The sequence below is a fragment of the Achromobacter sp. AONIH1 genome (assembly GCF_002902905.1).
GTDB lineage: Bacteria > Pseudomonadota > Gammaproteobacteria > Burkholderiales > Burkholderiaceae_B > Achromobacter.
In genome coordinates this window covers 69,888-84,333 of record NZ_CP026124.1, presented here as the reverse complement: position 1 = coordinate 84,333, position 14,446 = coordinate 69,888, and the positions used below count along the sequence as shown (strand labels likewise).

At 68.4% G+C, this 14,446-nt stretch carries 10 protein-coding genes; 1 reads left to right on the top strand and 9 read right to left on the bottom strand.

Annotation, left to right across the window (positions count from 1 at the left end):
• Positions 1 to 32: 32 nt before the first annotated feature.
• The 7 genes from C2U31_RS00350 to C2U31_RS00320 form a co-directional block, all read right to left on the bottom strand.
• Positions 33 to 1,724 carry an ABC transporter ATP-binding protein gene (locus tag C2U31_RS00350; protein ID WP_103271111.1) on the bottom strand — a complete coding sequence of 564 codons (1,692 nt, stop codon included), beginning with the start codon at positions 1,722 to 1,724 and terminating at the stop codon, positions 33 to 35.
• Positions 1,725 to 1,729: 5 nt separating this feature from the next.
• A complete protein-coding gene (locus C2U31_RS00345; RefSeq protein ID WP_103271110.1) occupies positions 1,730 to 2,638 on the bottom strand; it encodes an ABC transporter permease in 909 nt (302 codons plus the stop codon).
• A 9-nt stretch (positions 2,639 to 2,647) separates the two neighbouring features.
• Positions 2,648 to 3,589 (bottom strand): ABC transporter permease, encoded by a 942-nt coding sequence (locus tag C2U31_RS00340; RefSeq protein ID WP_103271109.1) that lies wholly within the window; start codon positions 3,587 to 3,589, stop codon positions 2,648 to 2,650.
• 42 nt (positions 3,590 to 3,631) lie between these two features.
• Complete coding sequence (locus C2U31_RS00335; RefSeq protein ID WP_103271108.1) at positions 3,632 to 5,197, bottom strand: ABC transporter substrate-binding protein; 1,566 nt, start codon at positions 5,195 to 5,197, stop codon at positions 3,632 to 3,634.
• 83 nt (positions 5,198 to 5,280) lie between these two features.
• Positions 5,281 to 6,789: a M81 family metallopeptidase gene (locus C2U31_RS00330; protein WP_103271107.1), complete on the bottom strand. Its 1,509-nt coding sequence runs from the start codon at positions 6,787 to 6,789 to the stop codon at positions 5,281 to 5,283.
• A 253-nt stretch (positions 6,790 to 7,042) separates the two neighbouring features.
• Positions 7,043 to 8,536, bottom strand: a complete 1,494-nt coding sequence (locus C2U31_RS00325) for a CoA-acylating methylmalonate-semialdehyde dehydrogenase (protein ID WP_103271106.1) — start codon at positions 8,534 to 8,536, stop codon at positions 7,043 to 7,045.
• A 96-nt stretch (positions 8,537 to 8,632) separates the two neighbouring features.
• Positions 8,633 to 9,958: an aspartate aminotransferase family protein gene (locus C2U31_RS00320; protein WP_199770929.1), complete on the bottom strand. Its 1,326-nt coding sequence runs from the start codon at positions 9,956 to 9,958 to the stop codon at positions 8,633 to 8,635.
• A gap of 156 nt (positions 9,959 to 10,114) precedes the next feature.
• Between C2U31_RS00320 and C2U31_RS00315 the strand changes: the two genes are divergently transcribed.
• Positions 10,115 to 11,533, top strand: coding sequence for a PLP-dependent aminotransferase family protein (locus tag C2U31_RS00315; protein WP_103271105.1), 1,419 nt, complete (start codon positions 10,115 to 10,117; stop codon positions 11,531 to 11,533).
• A 25-nt stretch (positions 11,534 to 11,558) separates the two neighbouring features.
• Here C2U31_RS00315 and C2U31_RS00310 read toward each other — a convergent pair whose 3' ends face one another.
• Together C2U31_RS00310 and C2U31_RS00305 are read right to left on the bottom strand one after the other, a co-directional pair.
• Entirely contained in the window at positions 11,559 to 12,044 is a 486-nt protein-coding gene (locus C2U31_RS00310; protein ID WP_103271104.1) for a dihydrofolate reductase, read from the bottom strand.
• Positions 12,045 to 12,280: 236 nt separating this feature from the next.
• Positions 12,281 to 14,344 carry a bifunctional diguanylate cyclase/phosphodiesterase gene (locus C2U31_RS00305; protein ID WP_103271103.1) on the bottom strand — a complete coding sequence of 688 codons (2,064 nt, stop codon included), beginning with the start codon at positions 14,342 to 14,344 and terminating at the stop codon, positions 12,281 to 12,283.
• Positions 14,345 to 14,446: the final 102 nt, after the last annotated feature.

Here is a 14,446-nt window from a genome sequence, read left to right as displayed (position 1 = left end):
GCGCCGTGGCCGGCTCCCGCGCGCGACCGGCTTCAGCCCGCCGGGGCCTGCGCCGGATGGCCGGCGGCGACCGGCCTGAAGTTGCGGAAGTCCCAGTCGCGGCCGGGCGCGGCGTCGATCAGCGCGCGCGTGTACTCGTGGCGCGGTTCGGTCAGCACGGTCTCGGCGCTGCCGGTCTCGACAACCTTGCCGCGCTGCATGACGATGATGGTGTCGCAGATCTGCGCCGCCACGCGCAGGTCGTGGGTGATGAAGAGCACGCCCACGCCGGTGCGCTGCCGCACCTGCTCCAGCAGCTCCAGCACCTGCGCCTGCACCGAGACGTCCAGCGCCGACACGGCCTCGTCGGCGACCAGGATCTCGGGATCCATGACCAGCGCGCGCGCGATGCAGATGCGCTGGCGCTGGCCGCCGGAGAACTGGTGCGGATAGCGCCGCATGGCGTCCGGGCTCAGGCCCACCACCGACAGCGTTTCGCCGGCGCGCCGCAGCGCCTGTTCGCGCGGCACGCCGAAATTGAGCAGGCCCTCGATGATGGACTCGCCCACGGTGCGGCGCGGGTTGAGCGAGCGATAGGGGTCCTGGAACACGATCTGTATGCGCCGACGCACCGGTCGCAATGCGGCGCCCGACAGCGTGCTCAGGTCTTCGCCGCCCATCATCATGTGGCCGGCGGTGGGCTCGATCAGGCGCACGATGCAGCGCGCGACCGTGGACTTGCCCGAGCCGGACTCGCCCACGATGCCCAGGATCTCGCCCTTGCGCAGCGTCAGGTTGACGTCGGCCGCGGCCACCACGCCGTGCGCCGGCTTGCGCGAGAACAGCGAGCCGCCGCCGCCGTAGGTGCGGCCCAGACCCTTGACATGCAGCACCGGCTGGCCGGCGGGCGCCTCGCGGCGCGACGGCACCAGGCTGGGCACCGAGGACACCAGCCGCCGCGTGTAGGACTGCTTGGGCTCGGCCAGGATTTCGTGGCGCGTGCCGCTTTCGACCAGGTCGCCGCGGTTCATCACGATGATGCGGTCGGAGATCTCGGCCACCACGCCGAAGTCGTGGGTGATGAACAGCACGGCGGTCTTGTGCTTGACCTGCAGTTCCTTGATGAGCGCCAGGATCTGCTTCTGCGTGGTCACGTCCAGCGCCGTGGTCGGCTCGTCGGCGATCAGCAGGCGTGGCTCCAGGATCAGCGCCATGGCGATGACGATGCGCTGGCGCTGGCCGCCGGAGAGCTGGTGCGGGTAGGCGTCGTAGATGCGCTCGACGTCGGGCAGGTGGACCGAGCGGAACATCTCCAGCACCTTGGCGCGGCGCTCGGCGGCGGACATCTTGCGATGCAGCCGCAGCACCTCGTCGACCTGCTTGCCGACCGTGTGCACCGGGTTGAGCGCGGTCATGGGTTCCTGGAACACCATGGCCATGCGGGTGGCGCGCAGCTCGCGCAGGCGGCGCGGCGTGGCGGTGGCCACGTCCTCGCCCTCGACGCGGATCGAGCCCGCGCCGATCTTCAGGATGCCCTGCGGCAGCAGGCCCATGACGGCCAGCGAGGTGACCGACTTGCCCGAGCCGGATTCGCCAACCACGCAGACGGTCTCGCCGGCGTGCACGTCCAGGCTCAGGTTGCGCACGACGCGGTTGCCGGCGCCGGCGACTTCGACCGACAGGTTGCGGATGGCCAGGATGGCGGACGAGGTGTCGCCCGCGGGGGGAGTGGGGGAGTAGGTCATCGGCGTCAGGTCCTGCGCACCATTTTCGGGTCCAGCGCGTCGCGCAAGGCGTCGCCCAGGATGTTCACGCTGAGCACGGTCAGCGACAGGAACAGTCCGGGGAACAGGATCAGGCCCGGCAGCATGCGGAAGTACATGCGGCCCTCGGACATGATGTTGCCCCAGGACGCGATCTCGGGCGGCACGCCCGCGCCAAGGAAGCTGAGGATGGCCTCGGTCAGCATGGCCGAGGCGAACACATAGGTGCCCTGCACGGTCAGCGGCGCGATGGTGCTGGGCACCATGTGGCGCCACAGCAGCTTGGGCAGCGGCGTGCCCAGCGCCAGCGCGGCTTCGACGTAGGGCTCGCCGCGCACGGTCAGGATCTGGCCGCGCACCAGCCGCACCACGCGCGGGATCTCGGGGATGGTGATGGCCACCAGCACCGTGGTCAGGCTGGCGCCCGAGACCGACACCAGCGCGATCGCCAGCAGGATGCCGGGGATCGCCATGATGGCGTCCATGGTGCGCATGATCAGGCCGTCCAGCGAGCGGAACCAGCCGGCGATGACGCCGATCACCAGGCCGATCGCCACGCTGACCACGGCGGCGCCCAGGCCGGCGATCAGCGAGACGCGCGCGCCGTAGGCCACGCGCGACCAGACGTCGCGGCCGAAGGCGTCGGTGCCGAAGAGGAACTCGGTGAAGGGCTGCTTCAGGCGCGATCCCGGGTTGATCTGCACGGGATCGACCGTGCCCAGCCAGGGCGCGAACAGGGCGATGGCGACGATGATGACCAGCACCGCCAGCGCCAGCATCACGGGCCAGCTGCGCAGGCCCTGGCGGATCTGGCGCCAGGCCGTGGTTTGCGGCGTGCCGCCGCCCGGCAGGTCGGCGGCGGCGGTGTTGTCGGCCGCGTCGATTGGGGTTTGCATGATGGGGCCTCAGTAGCGGATGCGCGGATCGAACACCGTGTAGGCGCAATCGACGACGAGGTTGATGAACACGTAGACAAAGGCGAAGAACAGCGTCAGGCCCTGGATCACCGGATAGTCGCGCGCCAGCACGGCCTCGACCACCAGCCGGCCCAGGCCGGGGATGTTGAACACCGATTCGGTGACGACCACGCCGCTGATCAGCAGCGCCACGCCCACGCCCACGACCGTGGCGATGGGCACGGCCGCGTTGCGCAGCGCGTGGCCCAGCAGCACGCCGGTCTCGGTCAGGCCCTTGGAGCGGGCGGTGCGGATGAAGTCCTCGCCCATGACCTCGATGACGCTGGTGCGCGTGATGCGCGCGATCAGCGCCACGTAGACCGTGGACAGCGCCAGGGCGGGCAGGATCAGGCGGTGCAGGAACAGCCAGAAGCCGTTGGCCAGCGGCGTGTAGCCCTGCACGTTGAACCAGCCCAGCTTGATGGCGAAGGCCCAGATCAGCAGATAGCCGGTGACGAACACCGGCACCGAGAAGCCGAGCACGGAAAAGCCCATGACGGCGCGGTCCAGCAGCTTGCCCTGGCGCCAGGCCGCCAGGATGCCCAGCGGAATGGCGACGATCAGCGTGAAGACCAGCGTCAGGACCGCCAGGCTGAGCGATGGCTCCAGCCGCTGCCCGATGAGCTGCGTGACGGGCACGCCCGACATCAGCGAGGTGCCGAGGTCGCCCTGCACCAGTTTGCCGGCCCAGATGAAGAACTGCTTCACCACCGGCTGCTCCAGGCCCATGATCTGGCGTATCTGTTCGATACGTTCGGGCGTGGCGCCGTCGCCGGCCATGATGACGGCCGGGTCGCCCTGGCTGGAGCGCAATATCGCAAAGACCACCACCGCGACCATCACCAGAACGGGGATGGTCGCGAGGAGCCGGCGTGAGACGAATGCCAGCATGTTTTCCCCCTTGTGCTGCTAGGCTATCTGCTTACTTGCCCGTCAAGGGGCTTTCTTCACGTTCCAGAACGCGAACACCGGCGCATGCACCAGGCCCGAGAGCTTGGTCGAATACACGGTGGGCACGGACATCTGACCGAGCGGCACGTACAGGCCTTCGTCGATGCCGATGCGCTGCAGCTCGTCGGCGATTTTCTTCTGCTCGGCCGGGTCGGAGGTCAGCGCGAACTTGGTGCGCAGCTCTTCGACCTGCGGCATGTCGGGCCAGCCGAACCAGGCGTTGTCGCCGCTGGCGGCGGCCGGCGCGGAGCGCACCGGGTCCATCACGTCGGTGGCGTACCAGTTGGTGTTGTGGATGTTCCAGCCGCCTTCGGCGGGCGCGGCCTTGGAGGCGCGCCGCGTGGCCACGCTCTGCCAGTCCATGGCCATCAGGTTGACGTTGAAGCCGGCCTTGCGCAGCGCCTGCGCGATCACCACCGGCTGCGCCGACAGCGTGCCCACGTCGGTGGCGTGCATGATCAGCACGGGCGTGTTGTCGTAGCCGGCTTCCTTCAGCAGCGCCTTGGCCTTCTCGGTGTTCTGCGGCACCACCACATCCTTGCCGATGTCGGTTTCCAACGGCGTGCCGCAGCCCCACAGCGAGGCGCAGGTGCGCCAGTACTTGGGATTGCCGACCAGCGCCTTCATCACGTCTTCCTGGCCCACGGCGTACATGGCGGCCTGGCGGATCTTCTTGTTGTTGAAGGGCGGGTACTTGAAGTTGAAGCGGTACATCGTGAAGTAGCCGACCGGGCTGAGCGACTCTTCCTTCAGATCCTTGTTGCCTTCGACCATGGGCAGCAGGTCGTAGGGGAACTGCTCGACGAAGTCGATCTCGCCGCCGAGCAACGCGTTGGCGGTGGTCAGGGCGTCGGGCATGACGTTCCATTCGACCTTGTCGACGTTGACGACCTTGCCGCCGGCCAGGCCGCTGGCGGGTTCCTTGCGGGGCACGTAATCGGTGTTCTTGGCGTAGACGGTCTTCACGCCCGGCTTGAACTCGACGATCTTGAACGGACCCGAGCCGGTCATGTCGGTGATGGGCTGGCCGATGGCCTGCTCGGCGATGCGCTTGGGCATCATGAAGGGCGCGGTGCCGGTGGGCTTGGACAGCGCGCGCAGCACCAGGTCGGTGGGTTCCTTCATGACGACGCGGAAGGTCTTGTCGTCGACGATCTCGATCTTGTCGGTGAACTTCAGCAGCGTGCGGCCCATGATGTCGCCGCTGGCCCAGCGCTTGATCGAGGCGACGCAGTCGTCGGCCGTCACGGGCTTGCCGTCATGCCACTTCTGGCCGTCGCGCAGGGTCATGGTGTAGGTCTTGCCGTCGGGCGAGACGTCCCACTTTTCGAGCATCTGCGGCTGGATCTTGTTGTCGGCGTCGGTGGCCAGCAGCGTGTCGTAGATCATGTAGCCGTGCCACGTGGTGATGTACGCGGTGGTGGCGTGCGGGTCGGTCAGGCGCAACGGCGAATGCATGACCGACTTGATGACCGTGTCGGCGTAGGCGCCGTGGGCCATCAGGAGGGTCGCGCCGGCAAATGCGGCTGCACGGACAAACTTCAGCATGAATGTTCCCCTTGGATCGGTGTGGGCGGCGTTCGTCGGCCGCTACGTCGTTGGCGCGTCGCCCGCATGGCGGCGCGAGAGGGTCAGGCATTGCCTGGCCGGCTGGAAAACGCCGGCCCGCAAGGTGCCATTCTGATGCCGGGACGCAGCCGTGTCCATGGTTGTTTTGCCGCGTCCATCAGCATGGATCCAGGCGCCGCGCAGACCAGGATGGCATGGGCGATGGACGTGAAGTCGGCGCGGAAGTGCGCCGAACTTTTCACCACCAGGATCGCGGCGCGCGCGGGATCCACGCCGGCAAAGCGGAACATCTCCTGGTCGGCCATCTGCACCTTGTTCGAGGCCACCACGATGCGCACGCCGCCCAGGCTCAGGCAGGCGCTGGGCCCCAGGTCCATATGGAAGCCGCGGTAGAACGCGCCATGCGTGTCGAAGCGGCCGTCGGACGTTTTTTCGACCAGGAATTCGGCTTCCAGCGGCGCATCGTCGGGAATACCCGAGTGTCCACCCAATGCAATCCGCAGCGTGTTGCCCGCGCCCGCGTGATGCGCGGCCAGCGCCGCGGCCGGATCGACGATCAGGCCGATGGCGGCATCGCGCGCGCCGTGGCGAATCAGCGCGCGCAGCACGCCGGTGGTGTCGGAGCTGCCGCCCGCGCCGGGATTGTCCTGCGCGTCGGCGATGACGACCGGGCGCGACGCATCGCGCGCCATGCGCATGGCGGTCTGCACGGCCTCGTCGGCGTCATGCAGCGTGCCGCCGAAAGCGGATTCGGCCGCCAGCACCGCGCGTTCCATTTCGCTCGCGGCCGCGTCGGCCTGCGCCTGCGTGGCGGCGTGCGCCCACACGGCGGGCAGGCATTCGGGAAAGTCCGCAGCGGGAAAACCCGTGGCGAACGACAGGCTGGCGCCGCTGCGCGCCTCAATCTCCGCCAGGCGCTGGTACAGGCCGCGCGCGGGCTCGATGTCGGTGGACTGCCAGCACAGCGGAATCAGATACGGCAGCTGGCGCAGGGCGCTACAGGCGCGCGGCGCGCCGTGCAGCCGCGCCGCGAGCAGCGCGGCCGCGCGTTGCCCGGTCTCGGCCATGTCGATGTGCGGATAGGTGCGATAGCAGACCAGCGCGTCGGCGTGGCGCAGCATCTCGCGGGTCATGTTGGCATGCAGGTCCAGGCTGGCGACGACGGGCACGTCGGGTCCGACCCGTTCACGCACGCGCCGCAGCAGCTCGCCTTCGCCGTCGTCCAGGTGCTCGGCCACCATCGCGCCGTGCAGATCAAGGTAGACCCCGTCCAGCGGCATCGCGGCCGACAGCCCCTGCAGGATCAGCGCGCTGATGCTCTCGTAGGCGTCGCGCGTGACCGGTCCCGACGGACTGGCCGCGGCCCAGGTGGCGGGCAGCAGCGTATGCGCGCCCATCGCCTCGATGAAGCCGGCCACCGGTATGTTGGCGCCGGCCACCGCCTGGAACATGGCCGGCCCGCTGACCAGCCGAGGCCAGCCGCCGCCCTTGTCCGCGAAATCCTCCCACGCCGCGCGCGACGGCGCGAACGTGTTCGTCTCATGCTGAAAGCCGCCTATCCCGATACGCATCAAAATCCCCTTGTGATACGGATGTCCGGACGCCGCGGGACACTATGCTGTGCTTATCCCCGCGCGTGTTTCAGTGCTTGTGACATTGGCCTTGCGTCATCCGCAATGCTGCAAAAGGGCGCAATGCCATTACCTTGAAATTGGGTGTCACTGTTTGGCAAGGCCGCCCCAAGCGGGGTCGCACGGAGCCGGCTTTGCCGGTCCGTAGCGACGCCCCCTGGGGGGAAGCGCGCAAGCGCTTCGGGGGGGACCCTCACCCAGCCACAGGCATCGTGAATTCAGCGCCCTTGCCGATGCTGTCGGGCCAGCGCTGCATCACGCTCTTGTAGCGCGAGTAGAAGCGGATGCCTTCCTCGCCGTAGGCATGGTGGTCGCCGAACAGCGAGCGCTTCCAGCCGCCGAACGAATGCCAGGCCATGGGCACGGGGATGGGCACGTTGATGCCGACCATGCCGACCTTGATCTGGCGCGCGAAGGCGCGCGCCACGCCGCCGTCGGAGGTGAAGCAGGCCACGCCGTTGCCGAATTCATGCGCGTTGATCAGTGCCACCGCCGAGGCGAAATCGGGCACGCGCACCACGCACAGCACCGGCCCGAAGATCTCTTCGCGATAGATGTTCATGGCGGGCTTGACGTGGTCGAACAGCGTGCCGCCCAGGAAGAAGCCTTTTTCGTTGCCCGGCACCGTCAGGCTGCGGCCGTCGACCACCAGCGTGGCGCCCGAGGCGACGCCGTCCTCGATGTAGCCCACGACCTTGTTGCGATGCTGCGAGGTGACCAGCGGACCCATTTCCGCGTCGCCTTGCATGCCGTCCTTGACCACCAGCGCCTTGACGCGCGGCGTCAGGCGCTCGATCACCTTGTCGGCCACGTCGCCGACGGCGACCGCCACCGAGATGGCCATGCAGCGCTCGCCGGCCGAGCCGTAGGCCGCGCCCATCAGCGCGTCGGTGACCTGGTCCAGGTCGGCGTCGGGCATGACCACCATGTGGTTCTTGGCGCCGCCCAGGGCCTGCACACGCTTGCCGCGGCGGGTGCCTTCCGAATAGATGTACTCGGCGATCGGCGTCGATCCCACGAAGGACAGGGCCTCGACGTCGGGATGCGCGATCAGCGCGTCCACCGCCTGCTTGTCGCCATGCACCACGTTGAACACGCCGTCCGGCAGGCCGGCCTCGCGCAGCAGTTCGGCCAGGCGCAGCGAGGCCGAGGGATCGCGTTCAGAGGGCTTGAGCACGAAGGTGTTGCCGCAGGCGATAGCCACCGGGAACATCCAGCACGGCACCATGATGGGGAAGTTGAACGGCGTGATGCCGGCCACCACGCCCAGCGGCTGGCGCATGCTCCAGTTGTCGATGCCGCCGCCGATCTGGTCGGTGTACTGGCCCTTGAGCAGATGGGGAATGCCGCAGGCGAACTCCACCACTTCGATGCCGCGCGTGACCTCGCCCTTGGCGTCGGAGAAGACCTTGCCGTGTTCGCGGGTGATGAGCTCGGCCAGCTCGTCCTGATGCTTGTCCAGCAGCGCCTTGAAGTTGAAGAGGATGCGGGCGCGCTTGAGCGGCGGCGTTTCGGCCCAGGCGGGGAAGGCGGCCTTGGCGGCGCTGACGGCCAGCGCCACGTCTTCATTGGAGGCCAGCGGAATCGAGGACACGACTTCGCCGGTGGCGGGATTGAAGCCGTCGGCGTAGCGGCTGCTGCGGCCCTCGTAGGACTGGCCGTTGATGAAATGCGGGATCTTCTTCATGGATGCAAAGCTCGAAGCGGGTTTCTTCAAAATGCCCGAGGGCGGCCTTTCAGGCCGCCCGCGGTTCAGGTCGGGACAGTAGCGCGCGCAAGCGCCTTACGCGACCTCTTTCAGGACCTTGCCGATCTGGTCGAAGATCTGGCCGATCTGGGCCTCGTCGATGATCAGGGGCGGCGAGACGGCGATGATATCGCCGGTGTAGCGGACCATGAGGCCGCTGTCGAAGCACTTCTGGAACACTTCCGAAGCGCGCGCGCCGGGCGCGCCGGCGCGCGGGGCCAGTTCGATGCCGGCCACCAGGCCGATGTTGCGCACGTCGATGACGTGCGGCGCGCCCTTGAGCGAATGCGCGGCTTCCTGGAAGGCGCCGGACAGCTTGCGGGCGCGGCCGAACAGGTCGTCGCGTCGATAGATGTCCAGCGTCGCCAGGATGGCGGCGGCGGCCAGCGGGTGCGCCGAATAGGTGTAGCCGTGGAAGAACTCGATGCCGCCCTGCGGGCCGTTGACGATGGCGTCATGCACCTCGCGCTTGACGGCGACCGCGCCGGCCGGAATGGCGGCGTTGCTCACGCCCTTGGCCATGGTGATCAGGTCCGGCGTGACGCCGAAGTAATGTGCGGCGGTGGCTTCGCCCAGGCGGCCGTAGGCGGTGATGACCTCGTCGAAGATCAGCAGGATGCCGTGCTTGGCGGTGATTTCACGCAGTTTTTCCAGGTAGCCCACGGGCGGCACCAGCACGCCGGTGGAGCCGGCCATGGGCTCGACGATCACGGCGGCGATGGTGGACGCGTCATGCAGCGCGATGATGCGTTCGAGTTCTTCGGCCAGGTGCGCGCCCCAGGCCGGCTGGCCCTTGGAATAGGCGTTCTTTTCCAGGTTGTGGGTGTGCGGCAGATGGTCCACCGCCGGCAGCAGGGCGCCGGAGAAGGTCTTGCGGTTGGGCGAGATGCCGCCCACCGAGATGCCGCCGAAGCCCACTCCGTGATAGCCGCGCTCGCGGCCGATCAGGCGGGTGCGCTGGCCTTCGCCACGGGCGCGGTGGTAGGCCAGGGCGATCTTGAGCGCGGTGTCCACCGACTCGGAGCCCGAGTTGGTGAAGAACACGCGGTCCAGGCCGGCCGGCATCAGGCCGGCGACGGCCGTGGCGGCCTCGAAGGCCAGCGGGTGGCCCAGCTGGAAGCCGGGCGCGTAGTCCATCTCGCCGGCCTGCTTGGCGATGGCCGACACGATTTCCTCGCGGCAATGGCCGGCGTTCACGCACCACAGGCCCGCGGTGCCGTCCAGGATCTGGCGGCCGTCGGCCGAGGTGTAGTACATGCCCTTGGCGCCGGCCAGCAGGCGCGGTTGCGCCTTGAACTGCTTGTTGGCGGTGAAGGGCATCCACAGATGGGACAGGTCGGGAAGCTGGGCGCGGGCGTTCATGGCGACTCCTGGGTAAGGAAAACCGCGGGGCCTGCAAGGCGCGGGCGGCGGGATTGCGGATGATTCTGGTATGTCCGGCCGGGATTGAAAATATACGATCCGTGCAAAGCGCCCTAACTGTATAGTTCCAACCATGACAACTGTACAGTTTTGGCGATGATCGATTTCCAGCCCCAGCGCGCGCGCGGCCAGGGGCCGACCCTGGTCGAGCAGCTGGTTGCCGCCGTGTTGCGCGCCATCGAGCAGCAGGTGCTGCGTCCGGGTATGTCCCTACCCTCGGTGCGGGAGCTCGCGCGCCAGTACGAGATCAGCACTTTCACGGTGGCCAGCGCCTACAGCCGGCTGGTGTCGCTGGGCTGGCTGGCGGCCCGGCCCGGAGCGGGCTACCGCGTCGCTTCGCCGGACGCGCCCGCGCGCCGGGGCGAGACGCCGTCCTGGGAGCCGCCGCGCCTGAACGCCGGCTGGCTGGTGTCGGACATCTTCGCGGACCATTCCATCCCCATCAAGTCCGGCTGTGGCTGGCTGCCGGGGGAATGGCTGAACGAGGAAGGGCTGCATGTGGCCCTGCGCCACCTGGGCCGGGTGCCGGCCATGCGCATCGCCAACTACGGCCATCCCTATGGCTACGCGCCGCTGCGCGAGACCATCGCCGCCAGCCTCAGCGCGCAGGGCATGGAAGTGGAGGTGTCGCAGGTCCTCTTGACCCAGGGCGTGTCGCACGGCCTGGACATGGTGATCCGCACCCTGCTGCGCCACGGCGATACGGTGGTGGTGGAACAGCCGGCCTACGCCAACCTGCTGCAGATGCTGCGGCTGGCGGGCTTGCGCGTGGTGCCGGTGCCGCGCCATGCCGACGGACTGGATTGCGAGGCGCTGGAGCGCGTGGCGGCCCAGCACCGGCCGCGCGCCCTGTTCATCAATACGGCGCTGCAGAATCCGTCCGGCGCCAGCATCGGCATGGCCAACGCCTTCCGCATCCTGCAGACGGCCGAGCGGCACGGTCTCTGGGTGGTGGAGGACGATATCTCGCGCGAGCTGGCGCCCGGCGTCACGCCCATGCTGGCGGCGCTGGACGGCGGTTGCCGCGTGGTCTACCTGGGCGGCTACTCCAAGGTGATCAGCCCGTCGGTGCGGGTGGGCTATGTGGTGGCGCACCGCGACCTGGTGCGCGACATCGCGCGCACCAAGATGGCCGTGGGTCTGACCTCGCCCGAGATCATGGAGCGCATCGTGCACCAGGTGATCCGCGAGGGCCGCTACCGCGCCCACATCGCGCGCACGCGGGAGCGGCTGGAACAGGCGCATGCCGCCGTGGCAGGGCTGATGGACGCGCATGGCTTCGACATCCACACGCGGCCACAGGCGGGCCTGTTCCTGTGGGCGAAAGTGGCGGGGCAATGGCGCGGGTGCGGCGCCAACGGGCTGGCCGAGATGGCCTTGAAGGACGGCATCTGGCTGGCGCCGGGTTCCTACTTCGAGGCCGACGAGGCCGACACGCCCTGGGTGCGCTTCAACGTCGCGTACTCGGAAGCGCCGGCGCTGTGGCGCTTCATGCGCAACGCGGGCGCGGCCTGAGGGTCGGCTCCCGAGGCGCGCCCGCTCAGGCGCGCTCGTAGGTCACGAAGTCGTATTCGTAGCCGTTCTCGGCCGGCTGCCGCTCGCGCGCCGTTTCCTTCCATTGGAAGGCCGGCAGCAATGGGAAGAAGGCATCGCCCTCGACCCGGGCATGCACCTCGGTGGCCAGCACGCGGCGCGCCAGCGGCAGGGCCTGCGCATAGATCTGCGCGCCGCCGATGACGAAGGCCTCGGCCACATCCCCGCAAGCCCGCGCCGCCGCTTCCAGCGACGCCACCACGATGGCGCCTTCCGGCGCGAAATCCGGATTGCGGCTGACGACGATATTGGCGCGCCCCGGCAGCGGCCGCCCCAGAGAATCCCAGGTCTTGCGGCCCATGATGATGGGATGACCCAGCGTGCTGCGCTTGAAATGCGCCAGATCCCCCGGCAGCCGCCAGGGCAGGGCATTGTCGCGCCCGATGGCGCGGTTGTCGGAATAGGCGACGATCAGGGTCAGGCTGGGAGTCATGCGGACGCTATGGCGAAGTTCAAGGACGGCGCGGCAAGCGCGCACTGCCGTAAGCGTAGCAAATCCGCGCGCGCCGACGCGCGCGAACCCTCAACGCCCCCCGCGCCCGATTCTCTCAACAAGGCACACTCACCACCCATCGTAGGCGGCCCGCAGCGGGGCCGCTGCGGAGCCGGCTTCGCCGGTCCGCACGCGGCGCCCCTGGGGGAAGGCGCCGCAGGCGCCTCGGGGGGGCCTCATCCATTCGCGTGTTCGAGGAACTCGGTGGCCGGCATGGGCTTGCCCAGCAGGAAACCCTGCAGCGAATCGCAGCCCAGGCCGGTCAGGAACTTCTGTTGTGCGGTGGTCTCGACGCCTTCGGCCACGATGCGCAGGTTCAGCTGCTGCGCCAGGGCGACGATGGCGGACACGATGGCCGCATCCTCGTTGTCGTTCTCCAACTGGTTCACGAAGCCGCGGTCGATCTTCAGCTCGGTGGCCGGCAGGCGCTTCAGGTACAGCAGGCTCGAATAGCCGGTGCCGAAGTCGTCGATGGAAATGGTCACGCCCAGGCCGGACAGGCGCTTGAGCACCGCCAGGCTGGCCTCGGCGTCACGCATGGCCGTCGATTCGGTCACTTCCAGCGTCAGGCAGGACGGCGGCACGTTGTGCCGGGCGAGCGCGCCGCGCACCGTCTCGACCAGGCTGGCATGCGCGAACTGCAGCGCCGAGATGTTCACGGCGATAGTCCAGTGGCTCTGGCCCGCGTCGATCCATTCGCGCATCTGGCGGCAGGCTTCGTTGATGACCCAGTCGCCGATCGACAGGATCAGGCCGGTCTTTTCCGCCGTGGGAATGAACAGGTCCGGGCCGACCAGGCCGCGCGTGGGGTGGTTCCAGCGCAACAGCGCCTCGGCGCCGATGATCGGGCCGGCCGGCGCTTCATATTTGGGCTGGTAGTGCAGCACGAACTGGCCGCGCTCCTGCGCCAGCCGCAGGTCGTGCAGCAGCTCGATCTGTTCGTGCGCGTCGGCGTTCATCGACGGCTCGAAGAAGCTGTAGCCGGTGCCGCCCAGGCGCTTGGCGTGATACATGGCGGCGTCGGCGTTGGTCAGCAGCGCGTGGGTGTCCTCGCCGTCGTTGGGATAGATGGCGATGCCCACGCTGGATGTCACCAGCACTTCGTGGCCGTAGACCGTCACGGGCCGCGCGATGGCGTTGATCAGGCGGTCGGCCACGCTGGCGGCGTCGGTCGGTTCGCCCACTTCGCTCAGGACGATGAATTCGTCGCCGCCCAGTCGCGCAACGGTGTCCTGGGTGCGCAGAGTCTGGCGGATGCGTTGCGCCAGGTCGATGAGCAGCGCGTCGCCGGTATGGTGGCCGTAGGCGTCGTTGACCGCCTTGAAACCGTCCAGGTCGAAGAACAGCACCGCGAAATAGCCCTTGCGCCGGCTGGCGCTTTCGATGGCCTGCTCCATGCGGTCTTCGAGCAGAATGCGGTTGGGCAGCTTGGTGAGCGTGTCGTGCAGGGCCAGCTGCACCAGTTCTTCGTTGGCTTCGGCCAGCGACGACGCCAGGGCCGAGGTGCGAGCTTCCAGCCGGTTGTCCAGCACCGCCACGATCAGCGCAATGCCCAGCACGCTCAGGGTCACGGCGGTGACGGCGATGGCCAGCCAGCCAGCCGACAGGCCGCCATTGGAGGCCAGGCAGACGCTGTCGTCCGGAAAGCCCGCGGCCTGCATGCCGGTGTAGTGCATGCCGACGATGGCCAGCCCCATCGCCACCGACGCCAGCGGCCGTAAAAACGCCATGCGCGGCCCGTCGTGGCGCAGCCGGTAGGTGATCCACAGCGCCGCGCCCGACGCTGCCACGGCGATCAGGATGGACAGCGCGAACCAGCCTCTGTGATAGACGATGCCGGGCTGCATGCGCATCGCGGCCATGCCCACGTAGTGCATCGCCGCGATGCCCGCGCCCATGAGCAGGGCGCCGACCGCCAGGCGGCGCCGCGACAGCTCGTCGCGGCACACCGTCCACAAGGCGAATGCCGAGCAGCCGATGGCGATGGCCAGGGACAGCAGCGTCAGGGGAATGTCGTAGCCCATGTCGATGGGCAGGCTGAAGGCCAGCATGCCGACGAAATGCATGGCCCAGATGCCGATCCCCATCGCGAACGCGCCGCCCGACAACCAGTACCGCGCCGCCGGCAGGCCGTTGGCCGCGCGCACGCGGTTCGCCATGCCCAACGCTGTGTACGACGCCAGGACGGCGACCCCTAGGGATACGAGGACGAGCGAAGGGTTATATGTTCCAACGAGCATTTTTGGGGTCCTGTCCTGGGCGCATACCGCCGCCGCGCCGGCCTCAATTCACATCAATTCGTAGTCAACAGTTGCAAATAGCCCGCAGGGCAATCCTTGCTG

Bases quoted from the DNA above. Each gene is read 5' to 3' on its own strand.
- C2U31_RS00350 (WP_103271111.1), bottom strand. From the start codon at position 1,724: ATGACCTACTCCCCCACTCCCCCCGCGGGCGACACCTCGTCCGCCATC.
- C2U31_RS00345 (WP_103271110.1), bottom strand. From the start codon at position 2,638: ATGCAAACCCCAATCGACGCGGCCGACAACACCGCCGCCGCCGACCTG.
- C2U31_RS00340 (WP_103271109.1), bottom strand. From the start codon at position 3,589: ATGCTGGCATTCGTCTCACGCCGGCTCCTCGCGACCATCCCCGTTCTG.
- C2U31_RS00335 (WP_103271108.1), bottom strand. From the start codon at position 5,197: ATGCTGAAGTTTGTCCGTGCAGCCGCATTTGCCGGCGCGACCCTCCTG.
- C2U31_RS00330 (WP_103271107.1), bottom strand. From the start codon at position 6,789: ATGCGTATCGGGATAGGCGGCTTTCAGCATGAGACGAACACGTTCGCG.
- C2U31_RS00325 (WP_103271106.1), bottom strand. From the start codon at position 8,536: ATGAAGAAGATCCCGCATTTCATCAACGGCCAGTCCTACGAGGGCCGC.
- C2U31_RS00320 (WP_199770929.1), bottom strand. From the start codon at position 9,958: ATGAACGCCCGCGCCCAGCTTCCCGACCTGTCCCATCTGTGGATGCCC.
- C2U31_RS00315 (WP_103271105.1), top strand. From the start codon at position 10,115: ATGATCGATTTCCAGCCCCAGCGCGCGCGCGGCCAGGGGCCGACCCTG.
- C2U31_RS00310 (WP_103271104.1), bottom strand. From the start codon at position 12,044: ATGACTCCCAGCCTGACCCTGATCGTCGCCTATTCCGACAACCGCGCC.
- C2U31_RS00305 (WP_103271103.1), bottom strand. From the start codon at position 14,344: ATGCTCGTTGGAACATATAACCCTTCGCTCGTCCTCGTATCCCTAGGG.